Here is a 17,399-nt window from a genome sequence, read left to right on the forward strand (position 1 = left end):
CAGAACAGCCGCACCGCCGCTGCGCGGCTCCAAGCCCCCCATTCCTCCCCCGGCTGAAGCCGGGGGCATCCTGGGAGAGATCTGGTGACCACCGTACGTGGGGGTCGTTCACGGGCCGGTGCGGGAAATATCCCGATCCTGTTCCAGAAGGCGGAGAAGGACGGCCGGGCCGGCTCCCCGAGGGGGACCGGCCCGGTGGCGCAGGTGCTGAGGTGGTGTCAGGCGAGGAGGTCGGACTGGAGGGTGACGACCTGTCGGAACGGGGTGGTCGGGACGCCTGAGGGGTTGGTCATGGTGATGACGGCGAGGATGTCGGAGGCGGAGACGTAGGCGAAGCGGGCGGTGGGGTCGCCCTTGGGGCCGGCCGTGGTGGATTCCATGACGGTGCGGATGGTGCCGTCGACGGTGTCCCAGTCGGAGTGGGGGGTGGTCCTGGTGTCGGGTGCGGCCTTGGGGTTGGCCTTGCCGCGCAGGGCGGTGAAGGCGTCCCAGGACTCCCGGAAGGAGCCGAAGCGCAGCAGCCGGATCTGGGTGCGGGTGCCGTCGGAGGCGGTCCACTCCCGGACGGTGGCCGCACGGCAGGCGTCCTCCAGGAGCAGGGAGCGCATCTTGGCCGCGTCCTGCTGTTCCTCGGCGATCGCGTCGCAGGGCGCCCACTGGCCGAACTCGGAGACGGGGGCGAGCGAGGTGGCGGAGGCCGAGGGCGTCGGGGAGGCCGAGGGCGTCGGGGAGGCCGTCGGCGATCCCGAGGGGGTGGGGCCGAGGGTGGGGGCCGGGAAGACGGGCGGGGTCAGGGAGCCACCGGCCTCCTTGGGGGCGGGCAGCAGCAGGTAGCGCAGGTCCGCGTGGTGCGGGGACCTGCCCTTGCCGTCCGGGGCCTCCTTGCCGGCGGGCAGCGGCGGCAGCGTCAGCGGCGCGAAGGTGTAACGGCCGTCGCTCGCGGTGGCCAGCCCGGGCAGGTCGGTGCGCTCGGGCGCGGTGACGGCCAGCGCGGTGCCGGTGCCGGCGAGGGCGAACACCAGGGCGGCGCAGCTCCAGCGCACCGCGGCCTTGCGGCGGCGGGTGCGGCGGGCCTCCTGCTCCGCGAGGACGGCGGGGTCCTCGGGAACGACGGGAACGGCCGGGTCCTCGGGAACGGCTACGGCCTCGGGAGCGGGCGGCGGCGGGGTGGCGTGGTCGGTCATACGGACGCTCCCGGGCGGGCGAGGCGGTCGAGCTGGAAGGTGAAGAGGGCGACGATCTTGTCCTTGGGCAGCGGTGCCACGCCCTCGGCGTTCATGATCACCAGGAGGTCGCCCTCGGCGGCCGAGCACTCCAGGTAGTCGATCGCCGCGGACGGCGGCGCGGGCATCAGGTAGCAGTGCGCCTCGGGGTGGCCCGGGATGGCCGGGCCGATCCGGAACAGGCCGGTGTCGCCGGTGAAGACCGCGGTGTACTCGTTGATCCGCTGCACTTCCTGCTGGTTGAACTGGCGCAGCTTCAGGCCGATCACCAGGTCGTCCCCGGCGGCGCGGTAGGTGCGCACGCCGGTGGCCTTGACGTGCATGCTCTCCCAGTAGGAGCGCATCTTGTCGCGCTTCTCCTTGGGGAGCTGCTGGAGGTCGGCGTCCAGCTCGGCGGACAGCTGCTCGCCGTTCAGCTCGGTGTCGTTGCCGTAGCCGCCGTCGTCCGGGCCCGGCTCGTAGCCGGCCGGGACGGGCAGCAGCAGGTCGCGCAGGGAGCCGAAGTGGCTGCCGTTGGACTTGGCGCCGTACGGCGTGGCGGTCGCGGTGGGCGTGGGAGCGGTGGACGGGGCGGCGGCGGTGGCCGGCGCGGGGTCGTCGTACCGGGTCTTGATGATGCCGACGCCGATGGCCACGCCGACCAGCGCGGCCGCGGCCGTCGCGGCGCCCGCGCGCAGCAGCCGGCGGGAGGCGGGGCTCGGCCCGGCGGGCGCGGCAGGTGCGGTGGGATCGGTGGGTGCGGCGGGCAGGGCTTCGGGTGTCGGCTCGGGCGCGCCCGGGGCGGCGGTGGTCACGGTGTTGTCGTTCATACGAGCCGCTCCCACTGCCGCTTGGTGAGGTCCTTGAGGGTGTCGGGGTTCACCGGCTGGGTGCCGAAGACCTCGATCGTCATCTGCACCGTGCCGCGCTTGGCGATGGCCTCGCCGTAGTAGTACTGCTCGGTGCTCTCGGCCCAGTGGTCGGGCTCGGTGTCCACCCTGTAGCCGCCGTTGGCGCCCTCGGCGAACTGCTGCTGCCAGTCGAAGGACTTCGCCTCGTCGGCGTGCTCCGCGGTGTACTGGACCAGCTGGACGCGGTAGCGGACGCCGTCCTTCTGCCAGTTGACCTCGGCCGCGCGCCGGAAGCCGTGCGAGGCGAGGTTCTTGAACGTGGCGGCCTCCTTGCCGCTCTCCTCGGCGAGTTCGCCGATCGAGATCCAGCTCGGCTTGTCCGCGAAGTCCGCCCAGGGGGTGCTGCCCTCGGGGGCGCTGATCAGCAGCTTGGTCAGGTCGCCGTCGATGGCCGGCGGCTTGGGCTGTTCGGCGGCGAGGGCGGCCGGGTCGACCGTGTCGGCCGGGTAGGACGGGTGGGCGACCTGGAGCGGCGGCAGCGGCGTGGGCGGGCGCTGGGCCTGCACGGCGTAGCCGACGCCGCCGCCGGCCAGGGCGCCCAGCACCAGGGCGCAGGCGGTCAGCAGCACGGGGCGGGGGCGGCGCGGGGCGCGCAGGGCGGGGGCGGCACCGGCCTCGAACGGCTCGGCCGGGGCGGCGGGTTCGCCGAGCTCCGACGCGACGGGCGGCGCGACGGGTGGTGGCGGAACGGCGGGCGCGGCAGGCGCTACGGGCCCGGACGCGGGCCCGGACGCGGGTGCGGACGCGGGTGCGGACGCGGGTGCGGCGGGCGCCGGCTCCGCGGGTTCGGTGGTCACGGAAGTGGCTCCAGAGGAGAAGGAGGAAGAGGAAGGGGGCGGCGTCGTGCGGGCGGCCGGAGCCGGGCTCAGCCGCCGGTGGTGAGCCACTCGCGCTGGCGCTTCATCAGCTCGTTCAGCAGCGCCTTGTCGGGCGTCCCCTTCACGTCGACGTCGATCGTGTACTGGACGTCGCCCTGGCTGGAGATGCCGCTCATCGAGCCGGTGAACGCCTGCTGCTTGGGGGCCTTCAGGTAGCCGTGGCCGCCCGGGTCGCCGTCGATGTCGAACGGTTCCAGCGACTTGACCTTGTAGCCCTTGACGAAGTCGTCCGCCATCGCGGTGGAGCCGAACTTCAGCAGGGTGACGGTGACTTCGGCCTTGCCGTCGGCGGTCCGGTACATCCGGGTCGCGCCGCCCTTGTAGCCGTAGGACTTGAGGATGTCCATGATGCCGTCCTGCTTGCCGAAGAGCTCGGCGACGTCGTCGTCGGTCATGGTCATCCCGTCCACGGGTCCGTAGGACTCGCCGCCGGCCGGGATGGGGAGCAGGAAGTAGCGCAGGTCGCCCTCGTGCTTGCCGCCGTTGACGGTGCCCTTGACGGTGCTGGCCGGGGCGGGCTCGGCCGGGACGGCGGTGGGCACCGGGACGGGCACGGCCGAGGGCGTCGCGCTCGCGGTGGCACTCGCGGCCGGCTTCGACGGGGCGGGTGCGGCAGCGGTCGCGGCCGGGCGGGCGTCGGGCTTGCCGACGGCGACGGTCACCGCCGCACTGGTCGCGGTGACGGCGAGCAGGCCGGCGGTGGCCAGCGCGACGCCGACCGCGCGCGGCAGTCTGCGCGGGGCCGGCTCCGGGGCGGGCAGACCGCCCCCGGTTTCGGCGGCGGTCTGCTCCGGCACGGCGACCGGCGGCGCCACGGCAGCCGGCTCGGCCGGTGCCGGAGGTCCGGCGGCGGCGCTCTCGTTCTCGGGCTCGGGCAAGGGAGTCCCCCCAGGAAGAATGCGGAATCTCACGCGCGGGCCCCTCGCGGGAACCACTCCCCCCAAGCGGGTTCTCCGGGCATTCCGCCACGCGTGTCGCCAGGAATTATGAGAGCCCGCTGACAGCGCTGCCAAAGCAATCAATCACCACACTCTCACCCAATGTTCGATGAACCGGGCACGTCGTGATCGAACCGCAATGGGCCGCTGTCCTGTGGTGATGACGCAGTGTCGACACATCGATTTCGAACACCGGCTGCCCCCGCCCGGCCCGTCACGATGTCGCGGTCCCGTCACCGCTGCGCACCAAGGCCCGCCCGCGGGACCGGCCGGCGTCGGGAACGGGCAGAGGCCACCTGACGGGAGGGAAGGAGAGAGCCATGGCCGAGGAGGAGTCCGGCCGCCGGTGGGCGGTACCGGCCGCGGCGGCGCTCGCGGTGCTGACCGCCGCCGGGGCGCCGGCGGTGTGGGCGTGGTCGCTGGACGAGCCGGTGGGCGGGTGGCTGCTGTGGCTGTGCGCCGCCGCGCTGGCGGTGGCCGTGACCGCCTCGCTCCCGCTGCGCCGATGGACGGGCGGCGGCCCTTACACGGGGCTCTGCGTGTGGGTGGTGCTGCTGCTCACGGCCGTCTGGGGTGCGGCGTTCGCGACGGCCCAGACCGTCCACACCGTCCAGGTGCGGGTGCACGAGCCGCGCAGCGTGCCGGCGGTGGTCACGCACTGCCGGGCGACCGGCCAGCTGCCGGTGGAGGGTGGCGGTCTGGGCGCCAGGACGTACGGCTGCACCTACCGTTGGAGCGTGGACGGACAGGAGTTCAACGAGGAGCGCCCGGTCGGCGATCCCTACCCGGACGGCCACGAAACCCGCGTCTGGCTGGAGGACGGCGGGCGGATGGTCACCGGCCGGCCGAGCCTGCTGGGGGTCCCGTTCTGGATCGTGCTGGCCCTGCTCGGCCTGGCCGCCGCGCCGTACTTCGCCTCCCGCCTGGCCGGCCAGGCCCGGGACGCGGACCTGTGGGGCTGACCGGCGCGACCGAGGCCAGGTCAGGCCTGCGGTTCGCCGTCGGCCCCGGGTACGCGCCGTACCCGGGGCCGTTGGAGGGCCTCGCGCACCGAATCCGCGAGGCCACCCGCCGACCGGTTCCCGAAGCCGACTCCATGCGGAGCTGAGCGATCAGCGCCGAGAATCCTTCGGGGGTCGGCTCCGGAGCCGACCGCTACGCGTCGCTGCGGCTCAGGAATTCGCCGACGCTCCGGACGAAGAACTCCGGATCGTCCAGCCACGGGAAGTGCACGGCGCCCGGCTGGACGACGAACTCCCCACGTGGGAAGAGCGCCGCGACCTCCGCAGCCTTGTCCGGGCGAGGGGACGGGTCCAGCTCGCCCGCGAGCACCAGCACCGGCGCGTCGAGCTCGGTCAGCACCTCACGCATCGCAGCCGCGTCGTCGAACGCGCCGGGACCGGGGTAGGCGTGAGCGGCCTCCTCGTTCTGACCGTCCTCGCCGGAGGCGGCGTGGGCCTCCGCCGCCGCGTCCCAGCGGCCGTAGATGAGGCGGTCCAGGAACCGCCAATCGTCCTTGGTCGCCTCCCCGGCCATCGCCCGCTCGAAGGCGGGCACTGCCTCGTCGTACCAGGGCTCGTCGCTGCGCAGCGCGAGCGCCTCGCGTCGCCCCTCCAGCGGGAACTCGATCCCGGCCGCCCGGGCCCGGGCGGTCACCAGCACCAGCGACCGGATCCGCTGCGGATACCGGCCGGCGTAGAGCAACGCGAGGTCGCCGGAGGCGGAGTGGGCCAGGACGTCGATCCGCTCCAGCCCGAGGTGAGCCCGGAGCGTTTCGATGTCGTCCACCTGCCGGTCGACGCGGTAGCTCGACGGGTCAGCCGGAGTCTCGGACTCCCCCGTGCCACGCAGGTCGAGCAGCACGAGCGAGCGCCCCGCGGCGGCCGGCAGGCCGCCCAGGTCACCGAGGTAGGCGGAGGCCTGCATCGGGCCTCCGGGGAGACAGATCAGCGGATCGCCCTCCCCCACGGTGCGGTAGGCGAGGCGGGTTCCGTCCGGAGCGGGAAATGTCGGCATCCGGTCATCCTGACACCGGCCGTCCACCGCCCGCCACGCATTACCGGCCAGGGGCGTTTTGAAGGCGTCCGGCCCCACAGGCCGTCCGGCACCGACCACGGCGGTCTCTTCCCCGCGGTCTGCTCAACGAGCCGATGGGGCTGGGCAGTTCTGCCGGCTCCTCTAAGCGGCTTCGATCCGGCTGTGGTCACCGGCCGTGACGGACTGTCCGGCCTGATCGCGTCGGGCGCGCGTCCGCTGCGGCTGGAGCTGCCGTCCCGGGCGGACGCTCGCGCCGCGCCGGCCCTGCGGATCGGCGGCGAGCATCCGGCCGACGAGATCGTCGCCCGGTGTGGCGGCCTGCGCCTGGTGCCGGCCGTCGTCGCCGGATGCGCCGGGGGATACGAGGAGTTCCCGGATGCGCAGGCCCATGTGCAGGGTGATGCGGTCCGCTCCGTTGTCCAGGTCGAGCCCGGTGATCTCCTGGATCTGCCGCAGCCGGTAGTGCAGCGACGTGCGGTGGATCCGGAGTGCTTCGGCGGTCCTGGAGGTCGATCCGGCTTGATCGAGGAAGCAGCGCAGGGTCGCCTCCAGGCGGTGTCCGCCGCTGGATTCCAGCAGGGCACGCAGTGGCTTCGGGAGCAGTGACTCGTTCAGGGCGCGGTCCGGCAGTTGCAGGAGCACGGCGAGCTCACCGAGTTCCTCCCAGGAGCCGATGCCCCTCAGTCCGGGTATCCGGTGTGCCGCGCGCACTGCGACGAGCGCCTGCTCGTAGGAGGTTCGGGCGTCGGCGAGACCCGTCTGGTGGCCGCCGATGCCGATGACGGGAGCGGCTGAGGCGTCCAGGCGGGTGCCGAGGGCCTCCATGATGTGCCGGGACTGCTCCCGGAGTGCTTCCGGTGTCAACGGCCGGTCGGCGAGCTGCAGCAGGACGGCTCGGTTCGCGGTGACCGTGAAGGCGCCGTGTGCCGATCGGGTACGCCGCAACCCCTCCAGCGCCCCGCGCAGTGCGGTCGCCGCCTGCCCGGGCGACACCCGGGAGCATGCCACCTGCACGAGGCTGACCACCGCGTGGGGGGCGTCCGGGAGCAGCCCGTCGTCCAGGAGCTGGTGGCGGGACTCGGCGCGCGCAGTGGGGCTCGGTCCCAGCAGCGACAGGAGGAGCTCCTGTTCCCTGCTCTTCTCGGCGTCGGCCAGGATGTGATCGGCGTACATCTGGCCGGCGATGGCGGGCGTTGCCCGGGCGATGGCCTCGGTCTCCTCCGGGGCCAGGGACCTGTCCGGTGCGATGACCATCAGCAGACCGAGGAAGTGGCCGCGCTGACGCAGCGGCACGCAGTAGCGGGGGAGCAAGCCGAGATCGTCCCGGCTCTCGACGAAACCCGGCCCGGACCACCGGGTGACGCCGTGGTCGAGGACGTGACGGGTGACTTCGCTGCTTGCCTGTCCGTGCAGAAGGCTGTGGACGCGTGCCGGGTCCGCGTCGTCGAAGTGCCGGCTCGCACAGATGCGCCTGACCGAGGGGCCGGCCAGGGCCACGGACCGGCGGAGCGACTCCGCGAGTTCCTCGATCAGGTCTCGCAGCGCGGCACTGCCGACGGGGGCTCGCCGCCGTTGTTCGGTCATGGAGTCCTCGTTCGTGGTCGTCCCGGCGCGGCGTGGGGCCGGCGGGCCGGGATCCGGCGGCGGCTTCCCGCGCACCGGCCCCGGGGCCCGGATCGCTCCGGTCCCGCTTGTCCCTGGGACACCGTGACACCGCGGCGATGCCCCACGGTGCACGGCTCTTGCCTGTGTCCGCGGGGATGGCCGGGCCGTCGTGCATCCGGTGCGGGACTGCCCCAGGCTGCTCCCGCGGCCTGTTGTGCGTGGCCTGTGAACCGCCCCTGCGGAGGAGTGCCCGTGCACGAAGACGTCCACGTTCCTCGGCTGACGCCCGTCCTCGGGCGGCAGACGCGTGCCTTCGTCGAGTCCTGCCCGTGGCCGGCTCCCCCGCAGGCCGACGGCCTGCGTGACGAGGGCGAGGCGTACGCGGCGCGGCTGAGGCAGGCGGACGTCCCGGTCGTGTCGGCCCGCTATCACGGAACGATTCACGGTCGTCCATCGTCGACCTGACCTCGACGCGGGGTGGATGCCGCGCGTCCCTCAACCAGGAGACGGGCCTTCTCAGGCCGGGCGGCCCCGCGTGGTCCGCGGGGCCGCCCGGTAAGAAGCGCTTCAGGAACCGGCCGGGAAGTCGCCCGCCCGGATGCCCGCGACGAAGGACCGCCACGCCTCCGGGGCGAAGTTGAGGGCCGGGCCGTGGGGGTCCTTGCTGTCGCGGACGGGAATGGAGCCCGGAAGCCCAGTGGCGATTTCGATGCAGTTGCCACCCTCACTGCCGCTGTAGCTGCTCTTCTGCCAAATCAATTCAATCGTCATGTCCGTACCCTAGGTTGCCAGCCTTTGCATCCAAGCCCTGGAGTCGTCCGGGCTCATCGCGGCAGCTGTGAGCTGATCGAATACCAGCTCATGATGGGCGATGTCTTCGGCCTTCTCCAGGTAAAGACTGCTCGTCAACGCCTCGACGTAGACGATGTCGCCCGGCACATCGGCAAAGGAGAGGATGTGAAACGCCGAGCTCATAGAGGGGTGGGGGCCGCGGTTGAACGGAAGGACCTGGATCGTGATGCAGGGCCCCTCCGAGAGCGCGAGGAGATGTTCCACCTGGCTGCGCATGACTTCGGGACCACCGACTGGCCTGCGAAGAGCTGATTCATTCAGGATGACCTTCACATCAGGCGCTATCGGCCGGCGGAAGACCTCCTGCCGTTGAATACGAAGCTTGACCCGACGCTCGATCTCTTCCTTGCTCAGCCCGGTAGGCGAGACACGGAACATGGCTCGGGCGTAGTCCGCTGTCTGGAGCAGACCAGGCACCAGTTCGACCTCATAACCGCGGATCCGCGCAGCGTCGGCCTCCAGACCCACGTACGTCTGGAACCAGTCCGGCAGCGTGTCCGCGTAGTCGTGCCACCAGCCGCGCTGTGTGCTGCGGCGGGTCAGCGAGATGAACTGCCGCAACTCGGCCTCATCGCTGACGCCATACAGTTCGAGCATCGCGCGAATATCGGATTCCTTCAGGGTCGTCTGGCCTGACTCGATCCGCGACACCTTGGTTGCACTGAAGCCGAGTTCGTCCGCAACGGACTTGGCCTGACGCCCGGTCCGTTCGCGCAATCGTCGCAGCTCGGAGCCGAGCCTACGGCGCAGCACGGTTGGACTGTCCACGCTCGTCGCTCCCTCTTGGTTGACGTCGGGTCACAGTCTGCCACCTCCCCCGGTGATCACAAGCATCTTGCGGGGCCGCGCAATTGCGCGAGAGTGCGCTTGCGCAATGAAGCCATTGCAGAGCATGCTACCTGGAGTAGCCCTTTGGGTCGCTTGAGTAACCAAGACGGGCCTACTGCCGGGCATCCCTATGCCTTCGCCCGACCTCCGCATGGCTTCAAACTTCATGCCTGGAAGGTGGATTCGTCATGTCCTCCCACTGCTCCACCACCTGGCTGCCGCGCAGCCGCCGCGCCCCCGCCGAGGGGCGCGCCCTCCTCACCTCGCTCCTCGCCTCCACCCCGAACTCGGAGCCGTACCTCGACTCGGGGCTCCTGGTCGTCTCGGAGCTCGTCACCAACGCCCTTCTGCACGGCACGCCGGCGGGGCACCTCATCTACCTCTCCCTCGACGTCGACCCCGCCCGCCTGCGCATCGAGGTGCACGACGCCCGGCGGGACCGCGAGCCCGTCCTGCGCGCCCTCACCCTCGACGGCGAGGCCGGGCGCGGCCTCCACCTCGTCAATTCGCTGGCCAAGAGCACGGGTTGCTCCCCGCGCGAGCCGATCGGCAAGATCGTCTGGTGTGAGGTGGCCGCGTGAGGGCCGATCACGACATCCGTGTGGAGATCCCGGGCCACCGCCCGCCCGCCGTCCACACCCTCAGCGACGACGCCCTCGAACGGATCTGGGCCTCGGTCTGCCACCTGCCGATGTCCCGCTTCCAGCGCTACGTCCTGGAGCGCCGCCTCACCGGCCCCTGTGCCAGGCGCGACATCATCCGCGACCTCGCCGACGCCCCCGTCCTCGCCCTCCCCCTCGGCGACCGCGAAATCCGCATCAGCTGGGCGAACTGACGCCTACAGCCACCCCCGCCGGGCCGCTTGGACCCCAGCCTGGAAACGGGTGGTGGCGCCCAGGTGCGCCAGCAAGGTGGACACCCGGCGCACCACGGTGCGCCGGCCCAGCCCCAGCCGCCGGGCGATGGCGTCGTCGGTGGCACCGCCGGCCATCAACGTGAGGATCCGCCGGTCGCGTTCGTCGATGCACAGGTCGACGTCGGCCATGGAGGCGGGCACGGCCAGGCGCCACAGCGTCTCGAACACCGCCGTCAGGGCGTGCAGCAGGCCGGAGGGGCGGATCAGCAGCGACACCACGCCGGGGCCGTCATCCGCAGGCAGGGTGACGATGGCCAGGTCGTCGTCACCGATGGCGAGCTTGAGCGGCGGCTCGTCCAAAGTGCGGGCCTGCTCCCCCGCCTCGACCATCCGGGCCATGTTGGGCCCGACCACCGGGTCCTGGAACGCGCACCCCTGGTAGATCACGCGGTAGACGACGCCCGCGGCCATCCGGCGGCGCTGGAGCACCTCCTGGTCGAGGTAGTGGGCGCGGCTGCCGGAGTACGGCGGCACGTCGATGACCCGCACCTGGTGGCGGGCGGCCAGTTGGAGGCGGCGGCTGGCGGCCAGCACCCCGGCGGGGTCCTCGACCACCTCCAGCGCGCCGTAGCTGCCGGTGTCGCGGCGGGCGAAGCGGTAGAGCCGTTCCAGTTCGGCGCCGGCCCGGCGGGCGGTGGCCTGGCGCAGCGCGTCGTGCTGCAGTACCGCTTCGACCACCCGGGCGGGCGGCAGGGCCTCCCAGGCGTGGTCGCGGTCGTCGGCGCTGTCGGTGGTGTCGAAGGCCACCGCGACGCCCTCGTCGGCGAGGTCGCGCAGCACGGCCAGTACGGCCTCCTCGTCGAGGCCCGCCTCGCGTGCGAGTTCGGGCACGCGGGCCCGTGGCCGGCCGACCAGGCTGCGGTAGACGCGGCCGCGTTCGGAGTCCGGTTCCAGCACGTCGTGCACGACGCCCCCCGTCATCGTGTCCCACCGCCGTGTCATGTCCCGGGCGGGCCGGGGGAGGCTACCCACGCCGGCGGCGCACATGCGCCAGTGGCCCAGGTGCGCCGCCAGGTGCTCTGGCGTCCGGGCGGGGGCGCTCGCAAGAGTTGTCGGTGATCAGTCAGATCACGGAAGGCCGAGGACACCCATGACCCCTGCCCGGCTCCGGCGCGCCCGCGCGGCTCTCGCCGCCCTGGCCGCCTGCCTGCTCCCACTCGCCGCACCAGCCGCGCCCGCCACGGCGGCCGGTACCGCCGTCACCGGTCCCGCCGTACGCGCCGAGACCGACGGGCCGCCGCCGCTGAGCGACGGCTTCGGTCTGACCCAGGTCGGCGCCGCCACCGGCAGCGCCACCGACTTCGTCATCACCGTCACCACGCCCCAGGTCGCCGGGCCGCACACCATCCGCATCCTGCTGCCCGCCGACTATGCGGCCCACCCGGACAGGCGCTACCCCGTGCTGTACTTCCTGCACGGCGCCTCGGACAACCCGAGCGACCCGGCGCTGGCCTACCCCGCGCTGACCGCCGCCCAGTCGATGATCACCGTCATCCCGGACGGCGGCCTGCGCGGCTGGTACACCGACTGGCTCGACCAGAACACCGCCGCCGGCGCGCAGAACTGGGAGACCTTCCACCTGAACCAGGTCCTCCCGTTCGTCGACGCCAACCTGCGCACCCGCACCGATCGCGCTCACCGCGCCGTCGGTGGCCTGTCCATGGGCGGCTTCGGCGCCCTGCACTACGCCCAGGACCGCCCCGAGCTGTTCGGCCAGGTCCTCACCATGTCCGGCGCCAACGACCTGTCCACCGCCGAGATGGTCATCCGCGGCGCCGTCGTCGCCACCCTGACCAACGCCGGCACCGTGCTCTGCGGCCCCAGCGACGGCCACCCCTGCGGCCTGGACTTCGGCCCCACCGTCTCCAGCGACGCGATCTTCGGCAGCCCGTACCCGGTGTTCAACGCGGACTGGCGCTGGAACGCCGCCGACCCGGTCTCGCGCCTGGGCCTGCTCGCTGACACCGGTATCGCCGTCTACACCGGCAACGGCAACAACAACCCCGCCGACATGGAGTTCTGGGCCGAGGGCACCGCCAAGCGCGTCAAGGACCGCCTGGACGCCCTCGGGCTGCCGTACCGCTACGTCGACTACGGCAACGGCACCGGCTGGGGCCCCGACTGCCACGGCGGCCACACCCCGGGCTGCTGGGCGCAGGACCTCGCGGACTACGTCCCGCGCCTGGAGGCGGCGTTCGCCGCCGCGCCCTGACCTCCGCTCCTCTCCCGCACCTCTCCCCCGACGAAAGGACACCACCCTTGCCCGCCACCACCACCCCCGGCCGCACCGCGCCCTGGCTGCGCCTGCTCGCGGCCCTCCTGGTGACGTGTTGCGCCGCCCTCGGCCTGACCGCCGCACCCGCGCGCGCCACCCCGGCCCCGGCGCCCGCCCCGCTCGCCGCCTGCACCACGCCGCAGCAGTGCCTGACCATCAAGTCGCTCAGCAACGGGCGCCAACTCGACGTCCAAAACGGCAACATGAGCGACGGCGCCTACATCGTCACCAACTCGGCGCCCGGCTACCACCAGTCCTGGCGGCTGAGCGTCAACCCCGCCGACTCCTCCTTCGCCATCGTCAACAACGACACCGGCAAGTGCATCGACCTGGCCTTCCTCACCCCGGCGCTGCGCCAGCAGACCTGCGCCGGGCAGGCCAGCCAGCGCTGGTACTTCCAGCCGGCGCCCGGCGGCGGCGACGCGTTCATGATCCGCCACGCCGGCGACAACACCTGCCTGGACCTGCTGCTCGGCGGCCAGTACGACGATGCCTGGACCGACCAGTACGGCTGCAACGGCACCGTCAACCAGCAGTGGTCCACCGGCTTCCCGCTCGCCGCCCGCAACCTGGCCGTCGACCACGGTGCCAAGCAGTGCCAGAAGGACCCCTCCAGCTGCTCCTGGACCACGATGAGCGAGGCCCCGGCCGCACCGCTGCCGCGCACCTGTGCCTCCTCGGTCTGGTTCAACAACACCAGCAGCGCCGTCCAGCAGTCCTTCTCGGTCACCGACGACAGCGGCTGGTCCAACAGCATCGGCCTCGACATGACGACGTCCATCACCTCCGGCGCCCCCGAGAACGTCCTGACCGCAACGGTCAGCTCCGCACTGCACTACACCAACGAATGGCACGGGTCGAGGAGCGTCAACAACAGTGTGACCGTCACCGTCCCGCCCCAGGAGTACGGCTGGGTGACCCTCGCCAAGATCGCCCGCAAGGTCACCGGCACCTGGACGTTCGACGCCCACGGCATCCCGTGGACGGCCGAGGACACCATCACCGTCCCGCTCAGCTCCGACCCCACCGCCGGCGCCACCCTCTACATCGCCAACACCAGCGCGACGTTCAGCAGCTGCTCTTGACACAGCGGCAGCTCATCGGCCGCCGCCCGTTCTCCACGGGCGGCGGCCCCCGCGTTTTCCGTTCAGCTGCTCCCCTGGGCCGCCGGGGCGCCGGAGTGCGCGGTCGCGAGGGTGACCATGCGGTGCATGACCGCGGCGGGGACGGCGGGGTTGCGGGCGGCGGCTTCGGCGCTGCACGGATCGAGCAGGCGCGTCGCCAGCTCGTCCGCGGGCAGCACCGGGTTGGCCAGAGCGCGCCACCGCACGCCCTGGTCGGGGTCGGCGACCAGCCGGACCAGGGACTCGGGGGCGATCCGGGAGTCCTCGGCGGCGGCGCCACGGACCCCCGGGTCAGGGTCCCGGCCGAGCTGCTCGACGTGGGCGGCGGTGGAGGCCGGGTCGTCGAGCGCGAGCGCCCGCAGGCGCGGGTTCGGGTCCGCGACGAGGCGCAGCAGGCCGTCGCGGGGGAAGTTGGGGTGATTGCGGGGGCGGCCGGGGAAGGAGAAGCTTCCGTCCCACCAGGCCGCCACCTCCAGCAGCATCCCGGGCGGGGCGTCGTCGCAGGACTCGGCCAGGAAGAGCCGCACCACGCGGTCCTCGTCCCGGGCGAGCAGGGCCACGACGTCCGCGGGCAGGCGGGGTGCCCTGGCGACGCTGCGGCGGACCAGCAGCTTCGGGCAGGCCGCGAGTTGACGCATGGCCGCGGCGTCCCCGTGCAGGGCGCCGATCCACCACAGGCCCGTCGTGACGTCCCCGGGCTCGATGTCGGGGACCTCGGCGGCCATCCCCTCGATCTCCTCGGGGGTGGTGGGCGGCGCGGCGTCGCGGCGCGGGGCGCCGGCTGTGCCGCGGCCGCCGCCAGGGCGCTCCCCGGCCTTCAGGTGGTGCTCGGCGAGCTCCGTGAACAGCCCGCGCAGGGCCGTCCCGGGCGTGGCGGCGATGAGGCGGTCCCACTGCGCCGGTGACAGGTGGCCGGCCTCGGCGGCGGTGACACGGACCTGCCGGGCCGGGTGGACGATCGCGGCGTCCAGGACGGCGTCAGGCAGGTCCTCGCGGTACAGGAACCAGGGCCGGCCGACGTCCAGGAGCCGCAGGAGCAGGTCGGCGGGCGCCCCACGGTTGAAGCCGAGTCCGGTCAGCCAGGAGGTGCCCGTTGCGTCGTCGACTTCGGCGGCCGAGGTCAGCGCGGCCCAGGCGGGGGCGGGAAGGAGGCGCCCTCGTCGGCAGTCGCCGTGGTCAGGAGTGCTCGATCTCGACGGAGGTGATCACCACGTCCTCGACCGGGCGCTCGTCCGCGGTGGGGGTGGCGGCGATCGCGTCGACCACGGCCTTGGAGGCGGCGTCGGCGACCTGGCCGAAGATGGTGTGGCGGCGGTTGAGGTGGGTGGGGGTGCCCACCGTGATGAAGAACTGCGAGCCGTTGGTGCCCGGGCCGGCGTTGGCCATCGCGAGCAGGTACGGCTTGGCGAAGAACAGCTCCGGGTGGAACTCGTCCGCGAAGGAGTAGCCCGGGCCGCCGGCGCCGGTGCCGGTCGGGTCGCCGCCCTGGATCATGAAGCCCGCGATCACCCGGTGGAAGAGCGTGCCGTCGTAGTACGGGCCCTTGCCCGGCTCGCCGGTGCGCGGGTCGGTGTACTCCCGGGTGCCCTCGGCGAGTTCGGCGAAGTTGCGGACCGTCTTCGGCGCGTGGAACGGGAACAGCTCCAGGCGGATCGGGCCCGCCGTGGTGTGCAGGGTGGCGAACCGGGCAGTGGCCACGGGTGACTCCTCGGGATACGGCTGGCGGACGGGGTCGCGTACGGCCGGTGCGGTGACCAGGGCCGTTCGGCTACCGCATCCTGGCACAGCCTGCGGCTCCGCGGCCGAACCGGGTGGGACGATCCGCCCGTCACATGTACGGAGAGCGTCACAGGAGAGGGCGGGTGATCGTGATGGTCGGCGCGGTTCTGGTGGGGGTGCTGGTCCTGGTCGTCGCGGGGTGCGGCTGCGTGGTGTGGGCCGACCGGGGCGGGCCGCGCTGGGCCCGGGTGGTCGCGGCCCTCACCCTCGGCGTGGGGAAGGCGGTGCGCAGCTACCAGCGCAACCGGCCGCGCCGGGTGGAGAACAGCGGCGGGGACGGTGACTGAGCCGCCGTCCGGGGACGAGCGGCGGGGCCGTCGGGACGTGGTGCGTCCCCGGCCGCCGGGGTGCGTGGCGGCCGGGGACGCGAGGGGGTGTCAGCTCTCGGTGGAGCGGCGGCGGGCGGCCACGACCAGCGCCGCTCCCGCGGCGAGGGCCGCGGCGGCGCCGCCGGCCTCCCAGCCGAGCCCGTCGGTGCCGGTGGAGGCGAGCGCGCCGGAGCCGGTGGTGCCGGTGCCCGTACGGGTGCCGGTGGTGGTCTCGGTGCCCGTGGTCTCGGTGAAGCCGGCGGGCTGGACGGTCTGCGGCTGCTGCCCGGAACCGTCGGTGCCCGTGCCGGTGCCGCTGCCGGGCTTGGCCGCCGCGGCCTCGTCCTCGGCGCGGGCCTTGGCCCAGCCGTCCTTGAGGAAGGCCGTGATGTCCGCGTCGCTGCCGTCGAAGGCGGCCAGGGCGGCCTTGCGCACGGCCGGGCCGCCGGTCTCGATGATCTGGGAGACCTTCACCCGGTTGTCGCTGGCGCGCAGGCGCGGCAGCTCGACGGTCAGGAAGCGCCGCGCGGCCTCAGCGTTGCCGTCCATGGCCTTCTGGGCGGCCTCGACGGTGTACCGGCTGCTCTCCTTGTCGGCGATGACGCGCAGGATCTCGACCCGGTCGTCCTCGAACTGGGCCTTGGCGAAGCCGCCGTTGAGGAAGGCCTCGACGGCCTCGTCGGTGCCGGCGTCCAGCGCCTTGCCGGCCGCCTCGCGCACGGCCGGGCCGCCGGTGGACATGAGCTGGGAGACCTTGACCCGGTTGTCGTCGGCGCGCAGCCTGGGCAGCTCGGCCTCCAGGAAGTGGCGCAGCTCGGCGGCGCCGCCCTTGAGGGCCTTCTCGGCGCCCTCGCGCGCGCCGCGGCCGCTCTGCGGGTCGGCGAGGATGGCCTCGACCTTGGCGCGGTCCTCGTCCTCGGCGCGGGCGATGTACTGGCCGGTCTTCAGGAATTCGAGGATGTCCTGGTCGGTGCCGTTGAGGGCGGCCCTGGCGGCCTTCTGCACGGCCGGGCCGCCGACGCTGTAGATCTGGGCGGTCTTGACCCGGTTGTCGATCGTCCGCTGCTGGTCGAGCTCGACCTCCAGGAAGTGGCGCAGCTCGGCGGCGCCGCCCTTGAGGGCCTTCTCGGCCGCCTCGCGCACCCCGAGGCCGCTCTGCGGGTCGGCGAGGATGGCCTCGACCTTGGCGCGGTCCTCGTCCTCGGCGCGGGCGGTGTACTGGCCGGTCGCCAGGAAGTCGAGGACGTCCTGGTAGGTGCCTCGCAGCGCCTGGTCTGCGGCCTTCTTCACGGCCGGGCCGCCGCGGTCCTCGATCTGGGCGACCCTCACCAGGTTGTCGGCCTTGCGGCTCTCCTCCAGCTCGACCGTCAGGAAGTGCCGCAGCTCGGCGGCGCCGCCCTTGAGGGCCTTCGCCGCGTTCTCGCGCACCTTGGACCAGCTCGGCGAGTCGGCGAGGATGCGCTCGACCTCGGCGCGGTCGCGCTGCTCCTGCCCGTCACCGTCCTCGGGTGCGGCGTCCTTGACGGAGTCCGAGCCGGTGTCGGGACCGGAGACGCCGGTCGGCTTCGGGGCGTCGGCGGCCGAGGCCGTGGTGGGGAAGAGGACGGCGGGGGCCAGGACGGCGGCCGCGACGACGGCGGACACCCGGGGCAACTTCATCGAGGGCAAACCTGCTTCGCGTGAGGAGATCGTGAATGCCCGACAGCATAGATCCACTTTTACGATTGCCATACCAATTTTTGTGCC

At 72.9% G+C, this 17,399-nt stretch carries 18 protein-coding genes; 6 read left to right on the forward strand and 12 right to left on the reverse strand.

What is annotated here, in order from left to right; all coding sequences use genetic code 11:
- Positions 1–218: 218 nt before the first annotated feature.
- The 4 genes from ACIRRH_RS33105 to ACIRRH_RS33120 form a co-directional block, all read right to left on the reverse strand.
- A complete protein-coding gene (locus ACIRRH_RS33105) occupies positions 219–1,184 on the reverse strand; it encodes a hypothetical protein (protein ID WP_403074702.1) in 966 nt (321 codons plus the stop codon).
- Positions 1,181–2,032, reverse strand: a complete 852-nt coding sequence (locus ACIRRH_RS33110; protein ID WP_403074705.1) for a hypothetical protein — start codon at positions 2,030–2,032, stop codon at positions 1,181–1,183. The genes ACIRRH_RS33105 and ACIRRH_RS33110 overlap by 4 nt, the downstream gene beginning before the upstream one ends.
- The gene (locus tag ACIRRH_RS33115; RefSeq protein WP_403074707.1) at positions 2,029–2,910 is read right to left on the reverse strand and encodes a hypothetical protein; all 882 of its coding nucleotides are present in this window, start codon (positions 2,908–2,910) and stop codon (positions 2,029–2,031) included. The genes ACIRRH_RS33110 and ACIRRH_RS33115 overlap by 4 nt, the downstream gene beginning before the upstream one ends.
- Before the next feature lie 68 nt (positions 2,911–2,978).
- Positions 2,979–3,869, reverse strand: a complete 891-nt coding sequence (locus ACIRRH_RS33120) for a hypothetical protein (protein WP_403074709.1) — start codon at positions 3,867–3,869, stop codon at positions 2,979–2,981.
- A 380-nt stretch (positions 3,870–4,249) separates the two neighbouring features.
- Here ACIRRH_RS33120 and ACIRRH_RS33125 point away from each other — a divergent pair, with 380 nt between their 5' ends.
- The gene (locus tag ACIRRH_RS33125) at positions 4,250–4,891 is read left to right on the forward strand and encodes a hypothetical protein (RefSeq protein WP_403074711.1); all 642 of its coding nucleotides are present in this window, start codon (positions 4,250–4,252) and stop codon (positions 4,889–4,891) included.
- Positions 4,892–5,084: 193 nt separating this feature from the next.
- Here the strand turns inward: ACIRRH_RS33125 and ACIRRH_RS33130 are convergent, their stop codons facing one another.
- The 4 genes from ACIRRH_RS33130 to ACIRRH_RS33145 all read right to left on the reverse strand — a co-directional run bounded on the left by ACIRRH_RS33130 (position 5,085) and on the right by ACIRRH_RS33145 (position 9,191).
- On the reverse strand, positions 5,085–5,945 hold the full coding sequence (locus ACIRRH_RS33130; protein WP_403074713.1) for an alpha/beta fold hydrolase: 861 nt from the start codon (positions 5,943–5,945) through the stop codon (positions 5,085–5,087).
- A gap of 162 nt (positions 5,946–6,107) precedes the next feature.
- The gene (locus ACIRRH_RS33135) at positions 6,108–7,550 is read right to left on the reverse strand and encodes a PucR family transcriptional regulator (protein ID WP_403074716.1); all 1,443 of its coding nucleotides are present in this window, start codon (positions 7,548–7,550) and stop codon (positions 6,108–6,110) included.
- Positions 7,551–8,138: 588 nt separating this feature from the next.
- Complete coding sequence (locus ACIRRH_RS33140) at positions 8,139–8,342, reverse strand: DUF397 domain-containing protein (RefSeq protein ID WP_403074718.1); 204 nt, start codon at positions 8,340–8,342, stop codon at positions 8,139–8,141.
- Positions 8,343–8,351: 9 nt separating this feature from the next.
- Positions 8,352–9,191, reverse strand: a complete 840-nt coding sequence (locus ACIRRH_RS33145) for a helix-turn-helix domain-containing protein (protein ID WP_403074721.1) — start codon at positions 9,189–9,191, stop codon at positions 8,352–8,354.
- Between the two features lie 248 nt (positions 9,192–9,439).
- On the opposite strand from ACIRRH_RS33145, the gene ACIRRH_RS33150 reads away from it, so the two are divergent.
- Together ACIRRH_RS33150 and ACIRRH_RS33155 are read left to right on the forward strand one after the other, a co-directional pair.
- A complete protein-coding gene (locus ACIRRH_RS33150; protein WP_403074723.1) occupies positions 9,440–9,832 on the forward strand; it encodes an ATP-binding protein in 393 nt (130 codons plus the stop codon).
- Entirely contained in the window at positions 9,829–10,086 is a 258-nt protein-coding gene (locus ACIRRH_RS33155; RefSeq protein ID WP_403074726.1) for a hypothetical protein, read from the forward strand. Before ACIRRH_RS33150 ends, ACIRRH_RS33155 begins: the two co-directional genes overlap by 4 nt.
- A 3-nt stretch (positions 10,087–10,089) precedes the next feature.
- Here the strand turns inward: ACIRRH_RS33155 and ACIRRH_RS33160 are convergent, their stop codons facing one another.
- A complete protein-coding gene (locus ACIRRH_RS33160) occupies positions 10,090–11,088 on the reverse strand; it encodes a hypothetical protein (protein ID WP_403074729.1) in 999 nt (332 codons plus the stop codon).
- Between the two features lie 169 nt (positions 11,089–11,257).
- Between ACIRRH_RS33160 and ACIRRH_RS33165 the strand changes: the two genes are divergently transcribed.
- Positions 11,258–12,379 (forward strand): alpha/beta hydrolase, encoded by a 1,122-nt coding sequence (locus tag ACIRRH_RS33165; RefSeq protein ID WP_403074732.1) that lies wholly within the window; start codon positions 11,258–11,260, stop codon positions 12,377–12,379.
- A gap of 47 nt (positions 12,380–12,426) precedes the next feature.
- Positions 12,427–13,527 carry an RICIN domain-containing protein gene (locus ACIRRH_RS33170; protein ID WP_403074735.1) on the forward strand — a complete coding sequence of 367 codons (1,101 nt, stop codon included), beginning with the start codon at positions 12,427–12,429 and terminating at the stop codon, positions 13,525–13,527.
- Between the two features lie 62 nt (positions 13,528–13,589).
- Here ACIRRH_RS33170 and ACIRRH_RS33175 read toward each other — a convergent pair whose 3' ends face one another.
- Complete coding sequence (locus ACIRRH_RS33175; protein ID WP_403074737.1) at positions 13,590–14,291, reverse strand: hypothetical protein; 702 nt, start codon at positions 14,289–14,291, stop codon at positions 13,590–13,592.
- Between the two features lie 451 nt (positions 14,292–14,742).
- Positions 14,743–15,264: a peptidylprolyl isomerase gene (locus ACIRRH_RS33180; RefSeq protein ID WP_403074739.1), complete on the reverse strand. Its 522-nt coding sequence runs from the start codon at positions 15,262–15,264 to the stop codon at positions 14,743–14,745.
- A 173-nt stretch (positions 15,265–15,437) separates the two neighbouring features.
- On the opposite strand from ACIRRH_RS33180, the gene ACIRRH_RS33185 reads away from it, so the two are divergent.
- Positions 15,438–15,632: a hypothetical protein gene (locus tag ACIRRH_RS33185; protein WP_403074825.1), complete on the forward strand. Its 195-nt coding sequence runs from the start codon at positions 15,438–15,440 to the stop codon at positions 15,630–15,632.
- 90 nt (positions 15,633–15,722) lie between these two features.
- Here the strand turns inward: ACIRRH_RS33185 and ACIRRH_RS33190 are convergent, their stop codons facing one another.
- Positions 15,723–17,312 (reverse strand): ALF repeat-containing protein, encoded by a 1,590-nt coding sequence (locus ACIRRH_RS33190; RefSeq protein WP_403074742.1) that lies wholly within the window; start codon positions 17,310–17,312, stop codon positions 15,723–15,725.
- Positions 17,313–17,399: the final 87 nt, after the last annotated feature.

Source organism: Kitasatospora sp. NPDC101235 (genome assembly GCF_044767505.1).
In the GTDB taxonomy this organism is placed as follows: domain Bacteria; phylum Actinomycetota; class Actinomycetes; order Streptomycetales; family Streptomycetaceae; genus Kitasatospora.

Coding starts and splice junctions, on each gene's coding strand:
- ACIRRH_RS33175 (WP_403074737.1), bottom strand. CDS start 14,291: ATGGCCGCCGAGGTCCCCGACATCGAGCCCGGGGACGTCACGACGGGC.
- ACIRRH_RS33140 (WP_403074718.1), bottom strand. CDS start 8,342: ATGACGATTGAATTGATTTGGCAGAAGAGCAGCTACAGCGGCAGTGAG.
- ACIRRH_RS33150 (WP_403074723.1), top strand. CDS start 9,440: ATGTCCTCCCACTGCTCCACCACCTGGCTGCCGCGCAGCCGCCGCGCC.
- ACIRRH_RS33125 (WP_403074711.1), top strand. CDS start 4,250: ATGGCCGAGGAGGAGTCCGGCCGCCGGTGGGCGGTACCGGCCGCGGCG.
- ACIRRH_RS33135 (WP_403074716.1), bottom strand. CDS start 7,550: ATGACCGAACAACGGCGGCGAGCCCCCGTCGGCAGTGCCGCGCTGCGA.
- ACIRRH_RS33185 (WP_403074825.1), top strand. CDS start 15,438: ATGGTCGGCGCGGTTCTGGTGGGGGTGCTGGTCCTGGTCGTCGCGGGG.
- ACIRRH_RS33130 (WP_403074713.1), bottom strand. CDS start 5,945: ATGCCGACATTTCCCGCTCCGGACGGAACCCGCCTCGCCTACCGCACC.
- ACIRRH_RS33110 (WP_403074705.1), bottom strand. CDS start 2,032: ATGAACGACAACACCGTGACCACCGCCGCCCCGGGCGCGCCCGAGCCG.
- ACIRRH_RS33190 (WP_403074742.1), bottom strand. CDS start 17,312: ATGAAGTTGCCCCGGGTGTCCGCCGTCGTCGCGGCCGCCGTCCTGGCC.
- ACIRRH_RS33165 (WP_403074732.1), top strand. CDS start 11,258: ATGACCCCTGCCCGGCTCCGGCGCGCCCGCGCGGCTCTCGCCGCCCTG.
- ACIRRH_RS33105 (WP_403074702.1), bottom strand. CDS start 1,184: ATGACCGACCACGCCACCCCGCCGCCGCCCGCTCCCGAGGCCGTAGCC.
- ACIRRH_RS33160 (WP_403074729.1), bottom strand. CDS start 11,088: ATGACGGGGGGCGTCGTGCACGACGTGCTGGAACCGGACTCCGAACGC.